The organism is Pseudomonas fluorescens, from assembly GCF_902497875.1.
GTDB lineage: Bacteria > Pseudomonadota > Gammaproteobacteria > Pseudomonadales > Pseudomonadaceae > Aquipseudomonas > Aquipseudomonas fluorescens_BR.
In genome coordinates this window covers 18,912-35,542 of record NZ_CABVHY010000024.1, presented here as the reverse complement: position 1 = coordinate 35,542, position 16,631 = coordinate 18,912, and the positions used below count along the sequence as shown (strand labels likewise).

Genomic DNA, 16,631 nt, shown 5'->3' with positions numbered 1-16,631 from the left:
TAGCAATATACAACGCTAAGTTATTGACGGGATTGAGCCCTATTACTTTTCGTCGCCTTCGAAGAGCGTCGTAATCAGCTGTTTGATGTCCTCCTGCACGTCTTTCGGCAGACCATCCAGCTCATGCAACACCTTTGTGTCCATTTCACTGATGCTGTCAGCTGCGAGGACCTTCTTGACTCCTGTCACCACGTACAAAATGTCCACTCCCGCCTTGGCGATTGAGGAAAGGTAGGTGGCATTCGGGAACCGCGTTCCGCGCTCATACATGCCTTGGGCGTTCGCCTCGATTGCCCCAAGAGCCCCTAATTCATGCTGCGAAAGCCCGAGGCGTTTTCGTTCTTCCTTCAATCTGGCACCCATATCGCTCATATAGCCTCCTTTTTTCTGAGGGTTGATTAATTTGAGTGTACAGCCTCATCAAAATGCTGCGCGCCTGTATACCGCGGGCTCTCAACAATGTCGTGGAAGGCTTTAGTGTCTTGGTCTGTCTCTGTGCGGGGCTCTATCGCCGATCAAACCAATCTGCTGGCACTGAACGCCGCTATTGAAGCGGCCCGTGCCGGTGATGCGTGGTGTGGTTTCGCGGTGGTTGCCGATGAAGTGCGTGCTCTGGCCTACCGAACCCAGGAGTCGACCAAAGAGATAGGGCCGATGATCGCGGGCATACAATCGGGTGCGGTGCGTGCGGTCAATGCCATTCATAGCAGCCAAAGCCGGGCCAACAACACTCCAGAGGTGGGGTGTAGCTCTTGGCCCGCGCAGACAAACGCTCTTTTGAGGTAGACACTCTGACCTTGGATCATGCCTGGTTCTGATGGGCTTCGGCGAGAAAGCTCCAGACAGATGGGTTCTCGCCGAAAGCCACGTTGAAACGCAGCCAAGGCGTGGCTTGCAGGGAAGGGCGGAAGATACAGCCGGGTGACAGCAGGATGTTCTGCTTGAGTCCGGCACGCGTCAGAGCCACTGGATCAAAATCGGCCTTGCTACTGCCGATCCACAGGTAAGGAGTGGGGGCGGCGGGCGCCCAGCATTGCCAGCCGAGTTGTTGCAGTTGCAGTCGCGCGGACAATTGCGCGTTGAGCAGCCGAGCGCTCAACTTCTGGCAGCGTTTGCGCTGGGTGCCGTCGTTGAGCATCTGCAGGGCTAATTGTTCACTCAGTTGCGAACTGTACAGCCCGGTGGTCATCTTGTAATGCAGCAGGGCTTCGGCCACCGCCGGTTCCGCAGTGATGAAGCCGACGCGTAGCGAGGCGGCCAGAGTCTTGGAGAAGCTGCCGATGTGGATAACCCGCTGCAGATTGTCCAGGGCCGCCAGCGGTGCCTGATTGTCGCCGACCAACTGACCGGACACATCGTCCTCAACGATCCAGCAGTCATGGGTGTCGGCCAGTTGCAGCACACGATGCGCCACGGCCGGGCTGTAACTGGCCCCGGTTGGGTTCTGCAGCCAGGGATTTGTGAAGAACGCTTTGGGTTGATGCAGCGCCAGTAGCTCGTCGAGTTTTTCCACATCCGGCCCCTGCGGTGTCCAGGGTACACCGATGGCTTTGACCTTGTGATCGCGCAGGTTGGCCAGCAGGTTGATGTAGCCGGGGTCATCCACCAGCACGCAGTCTCCGGGTTGCAGCAGGGCGCGGACCACCAGATTGAGCGCCTGGCTGGCACCGTTGGTGAGCACAATATGGTCTATGTGCGCGGGAACGCCGCGATCACTCAGGTAGCGCTGGATCCAGCTTCGCAAACCAAGGTTGCCACGGGATTCACCATACTCGGTAATTAGCCCGCTGGAGCGGCCCAGGGCGCGCATCGCCAGGTGCAGGCCTGGCTCATCCAGCCATGTGTGCGGCAGACCGCCGCTGCCTGGTTGCAGGGCATCCGCATCTGGGTGAAAGGCGTCATCCAGCAGCCAGTAAACATCGCTGAGCGGCGCTGTGATGCGCTGCTGCTCGACGCTAAGGGTGGTTTGCGCGACAAAGAAACCATCGCCTTTGCGCGCCTCGACATAGCCCAAAGCAACCAGGCGGTCGTATGCCTGAACCACGGTGAAGGTGCTGACATCGAACTCCTTGGCCGCGGAACGGATAGACGGCAGGCGAGTGCCCTGGGCCAGTTGGCCGTGTTCGATGCGCTGGGAAAAGTGCTCTACCAGTTGACCGATGAGTGAGGTTTTACGAGCAAGTTCCATTGGCTGGGGGAGGCTTCCGCTGACTGAGGGGCAATGGCCGCCATTTTAGGAGCGCTGGCCCTGGAAAGGAAGTTGCCGGTGCAGTCGCCAGGGGGGCTACCTGCCTGTGCAGGGTAGTCGTGCGCCCCGATTTTTCGTCGCCCCCTGTACAGGTATTTCAACCGATACAGGTGCGGTCCATTTAGGGTCTGCTGTGTATGGAGCCTGAACGCAGAAGAGATAACGTGGAGGGGTGTTACCAGCACTCATCAGAGGAACACCCCAGATGCGCACAATAAAAAGAATACTCATCGGCTCTTTCATCTTCGCCAGTTGCAGTTTTGCCCAGGCACAAACCCCAATCGTCCGGATTGCCATTGAAGGGGCCTATCCTCCGTACAATTTCGTCAATCCGGACGGCAGCCTCGGTGGCTTCGATGTCGACATCTCCAACGCCCTGTGCGCGCAGATGAAAGTCCAGTGCAAGCTGATCAAGCAAGACTGGGACGGCATCATTCCCGGGTTGATGGCGAAGAAGTACGACACCATTGTCTCCTCCATGGCGATTACCCCGGAGCGCGAGAAAAAAGTCGCATTCTCGGACAAGTATGAGGGCGGCTACTCCATGCTGTTCGGCAACAAGAGTCTGACCGACAGCAGCCCCGCGGCCCTACAGGGCAAGATCATCGCCGTGCAAAAAGGCTCGATTCAGGAGAGCTTCGCCAAGGATTACTACGAGAAGGCCGGCATCCGGGTACAGCGCTACCCGGATACGCAGACCGCGCTGATGGATCTGAACGCCGGGCGGGTGGATGTCGTGGTGCTGGAAGTCGGGATTATCTACGACACCCAGAAAGACCCGAACCTGGGCGCCTACCATGCCTTCGGCGAGAAGTTCAATGATCCCAAGTACTTTGGCACAGGCTCCGGGATTGCCATGCGCAAGGGGGATCAGGCCCTGCTTGGGCAATTCAATCAGGCGCTCAAGACCATTCTCGCCAATGGCACCTACAAGCAGATAAACGACAAATACTTCCCGTACAACCAGTACGAGTGATGCCTCACCTGGCGTCGGCTTTGTCACGCCAGGCGGATTTTCAATTTGGATATCCCCATGCAACAGCAGCAACATGCGCTTGTAGTGCAAACCGTGGGTAGCCCGCGCGAAATCATCAGCCTGCACTTCGGCCCGCAAGGGCAGGGGCGCAAGGCTTACCTGCAGGCTGGCCTGCATGCCGACGAACACCCCGGCATGCTGGTGCTGCATCACTTGAAACTGCGCCTGCTGGAACTCGAGGCCGCTGGCCGGCTAACCGGTGAAGTGGTGCTGGTACCGATCGCCAACCCGATTGGTCTGAGCAACTACGTATTCGGCCGCCAGTTGGGGCGTTTCGAGCTGTCCAGCCGGGAAAACTTCAATCGTCACTACCTTGACCTGGCCGAACTGGTGCGTGAGCAGGTGGCCGACGAGTTAGGAAAGGATGTCGACGCCAACGTGGCACTGATTCGCCAGTGCATACGCAGCAGCCTGCAAGCATTGCAGCCCCTCACCGAGCTTGAATCGATGCGACTGACCCTGCTGCGTCTGGCCTGCGATGCCGACTGCGTGCTCGATTTGCACTGCGACAGCGAGGCCATGATGCATCTCTATGTGCACAGCGAGCAGCAGGCCGATGCCCGCGTGCTGGCGGGACTGACCGGCGCGCATGCGACTCTGCATGCCCTGAAGCAGGGCGGCAGTTCCTTCGACGAAACCTTCACCGCTGCCTGGTATGACCTGCGTCAGGCGTTTGCGCAGCAGCCGATTCCCATGGCCACCTTCGCTGCCACGGTCGAGCTGCGCGGCACCAGTGATGTCAGCCATGAACTGGCTCAGGCCGATGCCGAGGCGCTGCTCGCCTACCTCGGTCACCTGGGTCTGATCGCCGATGCGCAGCCGGTGGTGCCGCCGCCAATGCACGAGCCGACGCCGCTGGCCGGGGTCGAGGTGCTAAATGCGCCGCACTCCGGGCTGGTGGCTTACCGTGCGCCGATCGGCAGCTGGGTCGAGCCGGGCACCGTTTTGGCCGAGGTTATCGATCCGCTGACTGATCGGGTCAGCACCCTCACCAGCAATATCTCCGGCGTGTTCTACGCGCGGGTTCTAGAGCGTTTCACCGAAGCCAATACCGAGCTGACCTTCGTCGCAGGGCAAGTGCCGGTGCGTAATGGATGTTTGCTCGGTGCCTAAGGATTAATCCCTCAGTCAAGCAGGGCAGGTAACAGGAATAACAATAAGATGACCATGAAATTACGTTTCCCGTTGGTACTGATCGGCAAGCACATGCTGGCGGACACCCGCACTGGCGAAGACTTACGCGTCAGCACGCCCCGGAGGAAACATGTTTAACGGATACCTCCCGGCGATTCTCGCTGGCGTGCTTACAACCCTTGAGGTGGCGCTGTTGGCGTTGCTGCTAGCCATTTTGCTGGGGTTGACGGGTGCCTGTCTCAAGCTCTCGCCATTCGCCTGGCTGCGCTGGCCGGCGCATCTGTACACAACCATCATGCGGGGCGTGCCAGACCTGGTGGCTATGCTACTGCTGTTCTACGGCATGCAGATTTTCTGCAACGTCTTCACCGAGACTTACGGTTTGGCGCAATGGGATATCGATCCCTATGTTGCCGGAGTCATTACCTTGGCGCTGATTTACGGCGCGTACTTTTCCGAAACCTTTCGCGGTGCCTTTCTTGCTGTGCCGGCAGGCCAGCTGGAAGCAGGGGTTGCCTATGGCATGAGCCGCGCCCAGGTGTTTCGCCGTGTGCTGTTCCCCCAAATGATGCGCTTTGCCTTGCCCGGTCTGAGCAATAACTGGCTGGTGCTGCTCAAGAGCACTGCAATCGTGACCATGATCGGCCTGCAGGACATGACCTGGATGGCAGATCAGGCGGGTCGGGCCACTCGTCAACCGTTCCTTTTCTACATGCTGGTGTGCCTGCTCTACCTGACCCTGACGGCCTGCTCTCAATATGCTCTCGGCACCTTGAGTAAACGTTATTCCCTTGGCGTTCGGCACGCGGAGATTTGATCATGATCGACCTGCAACCGCAGATCATCCTCGACAACTTGCCACTGTTTTTTGCCGGTTTGCTCATGACCCTCAAACTCACCGGCTGCTCCTTACTGATTGGCCTTCTGTTGGCCATGCCATTGGCGCGCCTGCGAGTGTCGCGCAATCGCTGGTTGAGTCAGTCAGTCTGGGCCTACACCTACTTTTTCCGCGGTACGCCAATGCTGCTGCAATTGCTGGTGCTGTATTACGGTTTGTCACAGTTCGAATGGGTACGGAACAGCCTGTTCTGGCCTTACCTGCGCGAGCCTTACTGGTGTGCCTTGATTGCCTTTGCGCTGAATACCTGCGCTTACACCACTGAAATTTTTGCCGGTTCCATGCGCAACATTCCACAGGGTGAGATCGAGGCCGCGCGTGCCTACGGGATGAGCCCTATGACACTGCTGTGTCGGATAATCCTGCCGTCGGCCTTGCGGCGCGCCATCCCGTCCTACAGCAATGAAGTGATTTTGATGCTGCAGGGGTCATCCATCGCCAGTGCGGTAACCCTCATGGACCTCACAGGGGCAGGCCGCAGTGTCTACTCGGACTACTACGCACCGTTCGAGGCGTTTCTCTTTATCGGCCTGGTTTACATGGTCATGACCTTCGCTCTGGTAGGCCTCTTCAGGTTACTGGAAGTGCGATACCTGGCTTATTTGGCGCCACGCACGGCCAATTGAGTCGTCCTATACCGTTCAAGAGGAATAACAATGACAACCCTCGTCGTAGAAAACATTCACAAGCGATACGGTAACAAGGAAGTCCTCAAGGGTGTTTCGCTGACTGCGCAAAAGGGCGATGTGATCAGCATCATCGGCTCCTCGGGTTCGGGTAAAAGCACCTTCCTGCGTTGCATCAACTTCCTGGAAAAACCCAATGCCGGGGCGATTCGCCTAGGCAGCGAAGACATTCGCCTGGGCACTGATCGCCGCGGTGAGTTGCAGGTGCTCGATCACCCGCAACTGCAACGCATGCGCACCAAGCTGGCCATGGTGTTTCAGCACTTCAATCTGTGGTCGCACCTGACCGTACTTGAGAACGTTATCGAGGCGCCCATCCATGTGCTTGGCCTGAGTCGCGCCGCAGCATTGAACCGTGGTCAGAAGTATCTGCAGCAGGTGGGGCTTGGTGAGTTCGCCAATGTCTATCCGGCGCACTTGTCCGGCGGCCAGCAGCAGCGGGTGGCAATTGCTCGCGCGCTGGCCATGGAGCCGGACATTTTGCTGTTCGACGAGCCGACTTCAGCCCTAGACCCGGAACTGGTCGGCGAGGTGCTCAAGGTTATGCAGGGCCTGGCCGCCGAAGGCCGCACCATGATTGTAGTGACCCATGAGATGGCCTTTGCCCGTGAGGTATCGACTCAGGTGGTCTTCCTGCACAACGGCCTTATAGAGGAGCAAGGTACTCCCCAGCAAGTTTTCGGCCAGACCAAAAGTGAACGCCTGCGCCAATTTCTCTGCGGTGCTCTGAAGTAAGCAAGTGAACAAGAATCAAAGATGAACACCAAAGAAAGAAATCCGCTTGTCCCCTATGCGCTGGATCGTATCGACCAAGCCATTTTAGAGGTGTTACGCCATGACGGTCGGATCACCAATGAAAAGCTATCGACCTTAGTGCATCTGACGCCCCGACCTTGCCTGGAGAGAGTACGCAAGCTTGAGCGGCAAGGGTTTATTCAGGGCTACAGCGCGATCATCAATATGCAGGCGGTCTCGCCAGGGTTATCGCTGCTGGTGCTGGTGGCATTGTCCAATCAAAGCGGACGCAGCGCCCAGAAAGCCTTCGAAAAAACCGTAAAAACGAGTGCACAAGTGCTCGATTGCCAATTGATCACGGGGCCGTTCGACTACAGTCTGCGTATGCGTTGCAAGGATATGGAACACTACCGTGTTGTGACGGAGACTTGGCTGAACAACGACCAATTGCATATTGATAAACTTGTTGCTCACCCTGAACTGGCGATTGTCAAAACCAGTGTAACAAGCCACCTTTAGATCAGTACCTTGGTATCGGTAGCGCAGCTTGGAGCCTGCTGCAACTTCGCGGCGGAGTAATCCAGGGAACGCCTCTTGGCTTCTGTAATCCTCTAAAATCAAGGGTTTGCGGGCAAAAGCTAACGCAAACCCTTATTCGTTTCCGGTCCGAAAAAATAGAGTTGGTCGGCAATTCACTTTGTTGGCGATACTTTTTCGTGACTGATCAAGCCTGTGCCCAGTAGCGAAACCCACAACGCCAGATCAATTCTTGCACTGCGCCAGCACTACCTTGCAGGTATTGGGCGTGCCACCGGATCGGCCTGCATAACGTCGGCAATTATTGATTGAAGAGCTGCGGACCCTTTGCAGATTGGGACCCCATGCCAGGCTTCCCTCTCCGAGAGTGGGCATTGCCTTGGCGAAGCACCTGGAGCCCCCGGTGGGAGTTGAAGAGCGCCCCTCGCCATGTTTATTCGCGCAGCCAGCAATAAACGAAAGACTGACAGCCAAAACGGAGAGAAAAACCAGAAGCCTGGTTTTTCGTGGTGCTTGTCTGGACATTCCATTTCCCCTGTTCATGAGGTTTCTGGCTGTCGTCCATGGCAGTCCTGTTGACAGCAGAGAGCTACACTTTCTTGAGAGTGCCAGATTTATATTAGTAGGGATTGTCCCCTGCGCTGGATGGAATCGTGTTCGGTCGGCAGGATGCCGTGGCAAGTGCTCCAGGTACTAGGTATATCAATAACTTGCAGGGCGAATTTCCTGCTTAACATTATGTTCCTGGTGTGCAGTCATGACGTGTCGATGCCTGCAGGATTGCAGCGCCTACGTCCATTCGTCAGCCGTTTTGCACTCTTGAGCCCGCCCAGGATCTTACATACAAACCCAAACACTTGGGTCGCAGGCAAGAGGTGCATATGGTTAAAACTCCGGATCTCCCAAAAGACCCACGACCCTCTGAACCACCGTCCGCCGCAGAGGAGCTGGGTTTCGATCCTGACTCGCCGGACCTCGCAGATCCGCAAGTCGATCCCATAGGGCCGGCGAAAATCCCCGGCAAGGATCACGGTGCCGATGGGCAGAGACCCGTGCCTAAACCCTATGATCCACTCGCCAATCTGCGAAATGATTAGTCAGCCTGGCCGAGAAGCCCTGCAGGTATATCCATGCAGGGCTTTTTCATTCCAGTCAGGCATGGGTGTGCTCAATACATTGGAAAAAGCTGGTTTTCGATCAACTTGGCAAGGTGAACGGCAATGACTACCGAAGACGAGTTCAGGATCAAGGCGCACAGGCTGCTAGTCGAGCTGGATGCGGCGACGTCAGAGATGATGCAGCTGATATCGGCGCATCAAATGAGTGGGCCGGAGTGGGACGAAACCAGCAAGCGGCAACATGAGGCTTATGAGCGCTGGGTGGAATATTTGAATGAGCGCTCGTAGCTTGCGTGCTGCAATGAATGCGACCTGAGTACATCGAGGCCCTATCAAGGCCAGCCCTTATCGGCGATCCGGCGCTACACCGATCTATCAGATAGCTTGCCGGTGGGGCTGGGCCAGTTCAGAAGTTTCCTCTCCACCAGGATATTTTCAAGTGCCTGGCGGGCTGAAGGGGTCAGCTGATGTTCACGGGCCTTGAGTTCGAGCAGGATCGGACTGGACCAGTTGCGATAGGTCTGTTCGGCGATATGTACAGCGCTCATTGATTTCACCCTCACTCAGGTGTCGGCCAATAAACAGCGGCAAGTTTCCAGGTGGTGAAGAGGCTAATAGAGAAAACCGAATGCCGCCAATCAGCAGAGTCTGGATGAGCTTTATGACGAGCGTGTTTCAAAAAAAACCATGCTCAATGGGTTTCATCGCAGAGCCAGTCAGAACTGTGCAGGGTCTTGGATTTACGTTAGGCAAATGACCGTTCGCGACCACTGGCAGGGTCTCAGTGCATGGGCTATTTCTATTATCCCGGCGCGGGGCCGGATCAAGGAGATCTCCATGCATTTGGCTGTGGAAAGACCTTATCCCGTGGATTACATCCATCCAAACGGAGTGCAGGCAAAGATTGATTTCTTATGGGGGGATCCCGAAAACCGGTCACCTGTCGGAATTGTCATCTGGCTCAAGGAAGGCGATGGACGGGTCAAGCTCGGCGAGGAGTTGGGCGAGTGGAACAGTTATGGCGACGCACTGCGGTTCGGTATTGCCCTGGCGAGCATTTGCCTTGGCCGGCTGCGCTGATGGGCCGGGCATTCAGAACAAAAACAAGTGGATTGAGGAGGCTCTCATTTCCAGCTGATGCGGGAAACGCTATGGCGCAGCGATGTTGACGCCAGGGTGTGGCGTGACTGCTGGTTTTAAACTAATGCTTAAGTCAGGGCACATCACTGGATATATCAGGGAGAGCGAAATGGCATCCGTAGACAGACCGCAACCGGTTAATTACGTCCACCCGGACGGCAGAGAGGCGACTATTGATTTCGAATGGGGCGACCCGGCTGATCCGACCCCGAAAGGGCTTCGTATCAATGTGAAGCACTCCGCAGACTATGTTCAGAACCTGCATGAAGTGGCCAATTACAAGAGCTTCGACGATGCCAAAAACCAGGGCCTCAAGCTGGCGAAAAATATGATCGAGCAAGCGGACCGATTGTAGCCAGTCATTCGAGCACCTGGTGTTCGTAAAAGATCGCAGCCTGCGGCAGCGCCTACAGTTTTTGCGTCCCGATCGGCGTAGGAGCTGTCGTAGGCTGCGATCCTGGCAATCTCATAGGCGCCGAAACGCTCTGGCTAGCATCGACGCTATCAATAAATCCAAGGTATCAGCCGCCAGGTGCTCGCGCAGTACGCGTCATACTCGCTGCCGAACTGCGCGCGTAACAGCGCCTCTTCGGCGCGTATGCGGGCAATCAGCGGAACCAGCGTAAGTGCCGTGAGCAACAGCCCGACCACCGAACGAAAGGCCAGGGCCCAGCCCAGGGAATTGACCAGCAGTCCCAGATAACTCGGGTTACGCAGGATCTTGTAGACGCCATCGGTGACCAGCGTATGCCCAGGCTGGATGGCAACCAGGCCACTGAAACGCTTGCCGAGCACAAAGACTGGCCAGATCCGCAGTGCACCACCGGCGATGAAGAGGACGACGCCGACCCAGCGCAGCCCCTCGCCACCCACTGTCCAGAAGCCGATCCGGTCGGTATAGGCCGGTAGAAAGGCGCTCAGCAGGCCGATCAGGCCAAAGACCGGAAGAACCCAGCGGTTGCCCCTGTCTTCACGTTCTCCCGGACTCAGATTGCCCTCGGTGAACAGTGCGACGATCGCCATCGCCAGGGTCGAAATCGCAATGACCACCAGTGCCGGCCGGGAAAAGAAGGCGACGCCCCAGCCCAGGATCGCCAGCCCGAGATAGGCAAGGGTCGCCGCCACACTGATAAAGGCCATTCTGGCTGTGAATTTCATGGCTTTCACTGAGTACAGTCGCTCTGCGTCAGTGTAGACAGTCGTGGTTTGCGACTCGGAGCCGATTGCGGCAGCGGGGCATCCTTGCAAGATGAAGCCCTTGGCCTCGATCGAATGTATCTGTTCGTTGAGATGCCCGGCAGTCAGGCCGTTCGTCTACTTGATAGCACCTTGGCCCGGGGCCAACTTCCAAACGATAAGGCCCAGATTCGCTGGACCTCATTGCGAGGTGAGTATGTCTACCGATTCGAGTTTTGAAGACGAAACCCAAGGCAGTGTTCCATCCAAACCTGAACCCGGCACGGACGAACCGACGATGGACCCCGATGCCCCAGGCGAATCCGATCCGCTGGCCAGGCCGGACGTAGTCACCCGGGAGCACCCGCAGGAGCGCAAGGACCGCAGTGCCGGGGACGGCATTCCAGATGACGAGGATATGCCGCTGCCAAACGATTGACATCGAACGGACCCAGCCTGCGCGGGTACGGGTAGTTCTTGTGATCCAAACCGAACCGATGAGTTTGTTCTATCCTTAAACAGCGAAGACCAATTCTTAAGGATGGAAGGTGGGCATGGCAACTGAACGAAAACCGCAGAATCAATCAGATACGGAAGACGAACCTACGCCGGAAGAAATCGAGGAAGAGCGGCATCGTGCACAGACCTGGAAACATCCGGACGATGGCAAAGAGTTGTCCGAGCGCGATGAAGATCGGCCACTGAAGCCCTGACACTCATCAGCCCCGCCCTTGTGCGGGGCTTTGTTACTCACAGCACCCGGACCGGGAGAACCTCGGTTGCCGGCCATCTGCGCAAGGGTCGTCATCAAGGGCGGGCAGGGTGTATGGTGGTTCGGGCAACCCCTGGATCATCGCTAGCGATAGGGAGGTGTTTATGAGCGTTCCGATGCTGAGCAAGTTTCAAGTCAATGGTTATGAGTTGATCAGCGTAAACAGTGGCCCGTGGAAAGTGTGTACCAAAGGTGACCGATTCGGCTCCTTCGGCACTCGGGAGGAAGCGGTGGCTTATGCGGCCACTTTGCCCGTTTACAAAGCCAGGTCGAAACCCCCGACCACCAGCCAATAGCTCGACTTTCAAAACACATTCCAGCCTTGGCCATGCCGGGGCTTTTTTTTGGTTCGCCAGGCATGGCGCGATGCGCGCAATCGCAACAGCTTGGCTGTGGGTGGCCATGTTCTTATGAACGGATGGGTTTGCGACCACGGTCGAGACGGGTCAGCTGGAAACGACAGACCTCACCACCACGCACCATGCATTCCAGGTGATCCACATCGCCGCCGCCCAGTGCGCCGATCAGGGCCAGATCAAGCTCGCAGACCTGCGGATGAGTGCTGGCGGTTATGGCTGGATCGAGCTAGAGGTTTTGTGCCAGCTCACGTCGGTGACCCCGCTACGCCCGACATAGTCCTGCATGGAGCGGAATTCACCCGTGCAGGCCATGCCCTGTTCCGGAATGCAGCCCGCATGCAGCAGTGCCAGGTAGCAGGCATCAGTGTCAGTGAGGCTCGATGATAAGTAGCTGAATATAAAACGGGCGCCCTGGAAGCTGTAGCCAATAGTAAATGCTGCAGGATCCATGGTTTCGCTCCCTAAGCCACTGGCTAGTGGCCACTAACCCTAATCCGGATAAGGAGTAATAGCTGTAGCCGTCGGTCTGAATGATTTGATTCTCGCTGGCAGTCCCTTGGCAGGCCCTGAATTTGCTGGGCATAGGGTTATTTCCTGAACGTATATCCCTAGGACAAAACGTTACTAGACCACCAAGGGAGGCTTTGCTAGAACTGTAACTGCACGGCTCCCACCTTGAAGGAAACAGGCTGGGGTGAGAGCGGGCTGCAAGACCTCCATTAATAAAATGGAAACAGTCCAACATTGAGTTGGGCAATGATCAATGAGTCTGATGCCGACCTTCGGGTAAAATCGCTGCGCCATCTGGCCAACTGCTCGCGCACCTGTGCATAGGGCTCATTGATCGCTTTTATCCTTCTTCCTTTTCTTGTTTCCTGATAGCGTTGCGCGATTATGCGTCGGCTCGTTCGTGGGCTTTGATTTAATACCTCGTGTGCATCATTCGAGGCGAGTGGCGTGCTTGCTGGCCTGGGTGTACGCATTCCTCCGTAGGAGCTGCCGCAGGCTGCGATTTTTTGATCTTTTGGGGCACTGTCCAGAACCGCTAAAAGATCGCAGGCTGCGCCGACCCAAGCCATTGGTCGGGCTTTCCCTTCGCACCCCCACAGCGGCAAATATCCAGCTAGGCTCAAGCATCTTGATGGTCAATATTTCTTGGGCAATCAGGCGCTTGCTGGTATTGATCAGCTTTCAGAGGGGAACCAATTGATGAGTGAACCGTACATTGAGGACAATGGAGACGAGTATCCGATCAACAGCTGCATAGGGTGCGGTCAAACGCCTTACAAGGTTGATTTCGAAGGCGCGACAATCGACGATTTAGCACGCAAGAACAAGTCTGGTAAGACGCCGGGAATTGGTAAAGCGAAGTTTCTTCCGAAGATAATCGACCGTCGAAAAGACGGTTGAATCGCCGACAGGCCTCGTCACAGCACGAGGCTTTTTCATCTCTGGCTTTGATCCGCGAAGCTACTCAGGTCAGAAAAATCCTCGACTACCGAGCCTTGGTTTTTGTCAGAAAGATCCGTTCAACGGCTCGCTCGGTACGGCGCATGTCTTCGAAAACCAGTCGGGCGCAGTGTCTTCGAGAAGCCGAATCCGCATCAGGCATTGCTGCCAATCGCTCATCCGCGCCGGCCTGGTGGTACAGTCGCCTTTTTTCAGCTTGAGGCTAGGTCATGCGGATTTTGATAGGGGCTCTTGGCCTGATGCTGTTGGCAGGGTGCACGACGCCCGCGATGAACGAGGCTCGCTCGAAAAGCCCATACAAGACCCTGAATTCGAACAAGCCGGACAAAGTCATTGCCCAGTGCACGCAGGCAGCCTGGCAGGAGGAGGCGGTGTTCGGTGTCGACGCCGGGGCGTTCCTGCAGCCGGGCAACACTGCCGGCTATACGGTTTACACCACCGCAGCCGAGTACTTTGTCGATGTGCAGAGTACTGACTCCGGAACAGTCGCCACTTACTACGCCAAGTCGGATACCGCGGTCGCCAGGCGAAGACTTGCCGCACTCGCTACTTGCCTGTAATCCGCTCGAGCACCCGCTGACGGCGCGGTGGGCAACACCAGACATGACGCAGGTTTTTACTCGCACCGTCGGCATTTTTGGACGGGATGCGGATTGTCGGCTATGACTTGTCCCAGTTGAAACCGTTGCCCGGGGGTGAGCATGAACGGGTTGATCAAGATGGCTGTCGTGGGTTCTTTGCCGCTACCGAGGGTCACGACATGCGTGTCACTGCTGGGCTGGGTCGATCATTTCAGAACTGAAGGGGAGGCCGAATACTAGAAAGGCCTGGGTGAGATACTCACTCAAGCCTTTAGTGTGTTTTCGGCATAATGGACTTCTCCGCGATCAATCATAGTGTCGGCGCAGCGAATTCCCTGGCTCTCGCAATCCTCATCAGGCCCTTGGGTCGATTCGGGGTGCTTGCCGCTATCTGAATCGAGGAAGAGGCGGCTCGACAGGCTTCAAAGAGGTCAACGCACTTTTAACCAGCGGCTCTTCGGTCTCTATCTCTCTCAGGCGGTCACGTATGCGCAGTGCGGTGGGATGGCCACCTTGATGGTCGACCCAGTCTGCGATTTCCTTGCAGGCAGCGGCCAGTCGGACCTGGCGCGAGTCGAGGAGTGTCAGCAGTGTGGTGATGGACTCTTTCTCGGACATGTGGAACACCTCCATTGAGTGAGAATCTGCCTGGACTAACAAAAAGCCCGCGAGGAGCGAGCTTTCTGCCGATGGGGCTGATCCTTCAGCTGGAATCAGTATAGACCCGGTAAACGCCAGTGGTTCACCACTGACGAGATGTAACGCGCTTGCTGACCGCATTCAGTCGCTGGCACTCACGCTCGGCTTGCGTTTGGCGATCATAACCATCGCCTATGAAACCGCCGGTGCGGGTGTCGGCGATCCGGTACCAGTCGGTTGCCGGAACCCTATGGGAAACTTCGCCCTCTCTGCGGCCCTGGATAATGATCTTATTGCAACGCTTCACAACGAAAATGTCTTCCATGGCGTCACCGGTATGATTTGTGTCAGGACAACTATAGAAGCAAGTATGAATCCTGCAAAACCCGGCGCCGGGCGGTCTTGTCATTGAAGCGTCGAGGCTATTCATGCAGCCGTTGGAAACACCATCGCGCCGCCTCCCACTTCAAGCAGTGAGTGGGCTCGAGCGCGGCCAGAAAGTCGGCATCATGGGAGGCTACCACCAGGGTTCCCGGAAAATCGCGCAATGCACGCTCGAAGGCCTGCACTGACTCCAGATCCAGGTGATTGGTCGGTTCGTCGAGCAATAGCAGCTGCGCGGCAGGCGCTTTCCACAGCGCGACGGCAATCGCCGCCTTGAGACGTTCGCCACCGCTCAGCTGGCCACTGGGTTGAACCACCCGCGAGGCGTCAAGCTGCAACAAAGCCAGGCGGCCGCGCAGTTCAGCTTCGGTCAGCGGTGAGTCGAGCAGACCCAATTGCTCGACGATCGAACGTTCATCGTCGATCAGTTCAAGACGCTGATCCAGATAGGCGCAGGGTACGTGAGTTGCACAGATGCCACTGCGGGGAGTCCAGGCGGGATCGCCTGCGAGCATTTTCAGCAGGGTCGATTTGCCGCAGCCATTGGGTCCAATCAGCGCGATACGCATCGGTCCGATTGCCGAGCAGCTGACGTAGCTGGTCGGTTCGTCGGGGGGCAACCAGGGCAGTTGCGCATCAACCAGGGTGAAGACTTGCCGATTGGCCGGTACGGCGGTTCCCGGCAGCGATACCAGGGTCGGACGGTGTGCCAGCACCCGCCCATGGGCATCACGCACCTGGGCATCGAGCTCGGTCTTGCGGGTTTGATGGGCCTGACGGACATGCCCCATTATTTGCGTTGCGGCACCTTTCATGTCGGCGCGCTCGAAGCGCGAAACGTTGGCGGTATCAGCGTTTTTACCTGAGGCGGCGGCGCGGCGCTGGAGGGTGTCGTGTTCGCGTTGCTGGCGTTTTCGTTCGCGAGTGCGTTCGCTGCGGGCGTGTTCGAGGGCGGCCTGGGCGGCGTTCTGCTCGGTCTGGCGTTGAGCACGGTAGGCTTGATAGTTACCGCCATAGACGCGGGGACCGAGGGCGGTCAGCTCGACTATTCGCTGCATGCGGCTGAGCAACTGTCGATCATGGCTGACGACAATCAGGCCGCCGCGCCATTTCTCCAGCCTGTTCAGCAGCCAGGCCCGACCTTGCTGGTCCAGATGATTGGTGGGTTCATCCAGCACCAACAACGCCGCGCTTGCCAGGAACGCACCGACTAACGCCACGCGGGCCAATTGACCACCGCTGAGTCGAGCTGTTGGCTGCTGCGGGTCAAGGTCTGGCAGACCGGCTTCGTCCAACAACGTGCGCAGGCGTTCGGCCAAATCCCAACGCCCATCCACCCGCTCCAGATCTTCGGCTGAGGCGGTGCCCGACACCAGTCGCTGCAAGGCATCGAGCGCCTCGGCGACGCCGGCGGCCTGGGCGACGGTTTGCCCGTTCAAGACGAAGTGATCCTGGGCGACGTAGGCGACATCGGCAAAGCGGGTGATTGTCCCGAATGACGGCGCCAGTTGGCCGGCAATCAATTGAGCGAGGAGGCTTTTGCCCATGCCATTGCGGCCGACGATGCCAGTGGGGCCATGATCAAAACCGAGGGTGAGTGAATCGAACAGTGTTTCGCCATTGGCGAACTGCAAGCCCACCTGATTCAGGGAGACGAGTGCGGGTAGCCGGGTGACGTGAGTCATCAGCACCTCCAAAAAATGTCGGAAAGGCCAACA

Annotated in this window: 24 protein-coding genes and 2 pseudogenes; 16 read left to right on the top strand and 10 right to left on the bottom strand. The window is 57.2% G+C overall.

Translation table 11 applies throughout. From position 1 onward, the window contains the following. Positions 1-42: 42 nt before the first annotated feature. Positions 43-372 carry a helix-turn-helix domain-containing protein gene (locus F8N85_RS22700; RefSeq protein ID WP_150805757.1) on the bottom strand — a complete coding sequence of 110 codons (330 nt, stop codon included), beginning with the start codon at positions 370-372 and terminating at the stop codon, positions 43-45. A gap of 132 nt (positions 373-504) precedes the next feature. Here F8N85_RS22700 and F8N85_RS22695 point away from each other — a divergent pair. Further along, positions 505-786, top strand: a pseudogene (locus tag F8N85_RS22695) (methyl-accepting chemotaxis protein); the annotation flags it as partial. A 16-nt stretch (positions 787-802) separates the two neighbouring features. Here the strand turns inward: F8N85_RS22695 and F8N85_RS22690 are convergent. Further along, positions 803-2,188, bottom strand: a complete 1,386-nt coding sequence (locus F8N85_RS22690; RefSeq protein WP_150805756.1) for a PLP-dependent aminotransferase family protein — start codon at positions 2,186-2,188, stop codon at positions 803-805. A 265-nt stretch (positions 2,189-2,453) separates the two neighbouring features. Here F8N85_RS22690 and F8N85_RS22685 point away from each other — a divergent pair, with 265 nt between their 5' ends. From F8N85_RS22685 to F8N85_RS22645, 8 genes are all read left to right on the top strand, one after another. Further along, complete coding sequence (locus tag F8N85_RS22685) at positions 2,454-3,224, top strand: transporter substrate-binding domain-containing protein (protein WP_150805755.1); 771 nt, start codon at positions 2,454-2,456, stop codon at positions 3,222-3,224. Between the two features lie 57 nt (positions 3,225-3,281). Next, the gene (locus F8N85_RS22680; protein ID WP_150805754.1) at positions 3,282-4,397 is read left to right on the top strand and encodes a succinylglutamate desuccinylase/aspartoacylase family protein; all 1,116 of its coding nucleotides are present in this window, start codon (positions 3,282-3,284) and stop codon (positions 4,395-4,397) included. A gap of 151 nt (positions 4,398-4,548) precedes the next feature. Further along, complete coding sequence (locus F8N85_RS22675; RefSeq protein ID WP_150805753.1) at positions 4,549-5,235, top strand: ABC transporter permease; 687 nt, start codon at positions 4,549-4,551, stop codon at positions 5,233-5,235. A 2-nt stretch (positions 5,236-5,237) separates the two neighbouring features. Next, a complete protein-coding gene (locus F8N85_RS22670) occupies positions 5,238-5,942 on the top strand; it encodes an ABC transporter permease (protein WP_150805752.1) in 705 nt (234 codons plus the stop codon). A 30-nt stretch (positions 5,943-5,972) separates the two neighbouring features. Beyond that, positions 5,973-6,737 carry an ABC transporter ATP-binding protein gene (locus tag F8N85_RS22665; RefSeq protein WP_150805751.1) on the top strand — a complete coding sequence of 255 codons (765 nt, stop codon included), beginning with the start codon at positions 5,973-5,975 and terminating at the stop codon, positions 6,735-6,737. A gap of 21 nt (positions 6,738-6,758) precedes the next feature. Beyond that, positions 6,759-7,256, top strand: a complete 498-nt coding sequence (locus F8N85_RS22660) for an Lrp/AsnC family transcriptional regulator (RefSeq protein ID WP_150805750.1) — start codon at positions 6,759-6,761, stop codon at positions 7,254-7,256. Positions 7,257-8,155: 899 nt separating this feature from the next. Beyond that, on the top strand, positions 8,156-8,371 hold the full coding sequence (locus tag F8N85_RS35090; protein ID WP_150805748.1) for a DUF6021 family protein: 216 nt from the start codon (positions 8,156-8,158) through the stop codon (positions 8,369-8,371). A 123-nt stretch (positions 8,372-8,494) separates the two neighbouring features. After that, positions 8,495-8,680 carry a hypothetical protein gene (locus F8N85_RS22645; protein WP_150805747.1) on the top strand — a complete coding sequence of 62 codons (186 nt, stop codon included), beginning with the start codon at positions 8,495-8,497 and terminating at the stop codon, positions 8,678-8,680. Between the two features lie 74 nt (positions 8,681-8,754). Here F8N85_RS22645 and F8N85_RS22640 read toward each other — a convergent pair whose 3' ends face one another. Beyond that, positions 8,755-8,940: a hypothetical protein gene (locus tag F8N85_RS22640; RefSeq protein WP_150805746.1), complete on the bottom strand. Its 186-nt coding sequence runs from the start codon at positions 8,938-8,940 to the stop codon at positions 8,755-8,757. Between the two features lie 205 nt (positions 8,941-9,145). Between F8N85_RS22640 and F8N85_RS22635 the strand changes: the two genes are divergently transcribed. Together F8N85_RS22635 and F8N85_RS22630 are read left to right on the top strand one after the other, a co-directional pair. Further along, positions 9,146-9,472, top strand: a complete 327-nt coding sequence (locus F8N85_RS22635; RefSeq protein WP_150805745.1) for a hypothetical protein — start codon at positions 9,146-9,148, stop codon at positions 9,470-9,472. A gap of 169 nt (positions 9,473-9,641) precedes the next feature. After that, positions 9,642-9,887, top strand: coding sequence for a hypothetical protein (locus tag F8N85_RS22630; protein WP_150805744.1), 246 nt, complete (start codon positions 9,642-9,644; stop codon positions 9,885-9,887). A gap of 149 nt (positions 9,888-10,036) precedes the next feature. Here the strand turns inward: F8N85_RS22630 and F8N85_RS22625 are convergent, their stop codons facing one another. Next, positions 10,037-10,690: a methyltransferase family protein gene (locus tag F8N85_RS22625; protein WP_150805743.1), complete on the bottom strand. Its 654-nt coding sequence runs from the start codon at positions 10,688-10,690 to the stop codon at positions 10,037-10,039. A gap of 235 nt (positions 10,691-10,925) precedes the next feature. On the opposite strand from F8N85_RS22625, the gene F8N85_RS22620 reads away from it, so the two are divergent. From F8N85_RS22620 to F8N85_RS22615, 3 genes are all read left to right on the top strand, one after another. Next, positions 10,926-11,147 (top strand): hypothetical protein, encoded by a 222-nt coding sequence (locus F8N85_RS22620; RefSeq protein ID WP_150805742.1) that lies wholly within the window; start codon positions 10,926-10,928, stop codon positions 11,145-11,147. A gap of 115 nt (positions 11,148-11,262) precedes the next feature. Continuing rightward, positions 11,263-11,421 carry a hypothetical protein gene (locus tag F8N85_RS34615; RefSeq protein WP_191636239.1) on the top strand — a complete coding sequence of 53 codons (159 nt, stop codon included), beginning with the start codon at positions 11,263-11,265 and terminating at the stop codon, positions 11,419-11,421. 163 nt (positions 11,422-11,584) lie between these two features. Further along, entirely contained in the window at positions 11,585-11,776 is a 192-nt protein-coding gene (locus tag F8N85_RS22615; protein WP_150805741.1) for a DUF2188 domain-containing protein, read from the top strand. A gap of 112 nt (positions 11,777-11,888) precedes the next feature. On the opposite strand, the pseudogene F8N85_RS35085 reads toward F8N85_RS22615, so the two are convergent. From F8N85_RS35085 to F8N85_RS22600, 3 genes and pseudogenes are all read right to left on the bottom strand, one after another. Beyond that, positions 11,889-12,047, bottom strand: a pseudogene (locus tag F8N85_RS35085) (MarR family transcriptional regulator); the annotation flags it as partial. 2 nt (positions 12,048-12,049) lie between these two features. Further along, on the bottom strand, positions 12,050-12,289 hold the full coding sequence (locus F8N85_RS22605; protein ID WP_150805740.1) for a DUF6555 family protein: 240 nt from the start codon (positions 12,287-12,289) through the stop codon (positions 12,050-12,052). A gap of 269 nt (positions 12,290-12,558) precedes the next feature. Continuing rightward, on the bottom strand, positions 12,559-12,918 hold the full coding sequence (locus tag F8N85_RS22600; protein ID WP_150805739.1) for a hypothetical protein: 360 nt from the start codon (positions 12,916-12,918) through the stop codon (positions 12,559-12,561). Between the two features lie 130 nt (positions 12,919-13,048). On the opposite strand from F8N85_RS22600, the gene F8N85_RS22595 reads away from it, so the two are divergent. Continuing rightward, the gene (locus F8N85_RS22595) at positions 13,049-13,249 is read left to right on the top strand and encodes a hypothetical protein (RefSeq protein ID WP_150805738.1); all 201 of its coding nucleotides are present in this window, start codon (positions 13,049-13,051) and stop codon (positions 13,247-13,249) included. A 269-nt stretch (positions 13,250-13,518) separates the two neighbouring features. Further along, entirely contained in the window at positions 13,519-13,869 is a 351-nt protein-coding gene (locus F8N85_RS22590; protein ID WP_150805737.1) for a hypothetical protein, read from the top strand. 408 nt (positions 13,870-14,277) lie between these two features. Here the strand turns inward: F8N85_RS22590 and F8N85_RS22585 are convergent, their stop codons facing one another. The 3 genes from F8N85_RS22585 to F8N85_RS22575 all read right to left on the bottom strand — a co-directional run bounded on the left by F8N85_RS22585 (position 14,278) and on the right by F8N85_RS22575 (position 16,598). After that, on the bottom strand, positions 14,278-14,508 hold the full coding sequence (locus F8N85_RS22585; protein ID WP_150805736.1) for a hypothetical protein: 231 nt from the start codon (positions 14,506-14,508) through the stop codon (positions 14,278-14,280). 124 nt (positions 14,509-14,632) lie between these two features. Then, entirely contained in the window at positions 14,633-14,854 is a 222-nt protein-coding gene (locus tag F8N85_RS22580; protein WP_150805735.1) for a hypothetical protein, read from the bottom strand. A gap of 97 nt (positions 14,855-14,951) precedes the next feature. Continuing rightward, entirely contained in the window at positions 14,952-16,598 is a 1,647-nt protein-coding gene (locus F8N85_RS22575) for an ABC-F family ATP-binding cassette domain-containing protein (protein WP_150805734.1), read from the bottom strand. Between the last annotated feature and the right edge of the window lie 33 nt (positions 16,599-16,631).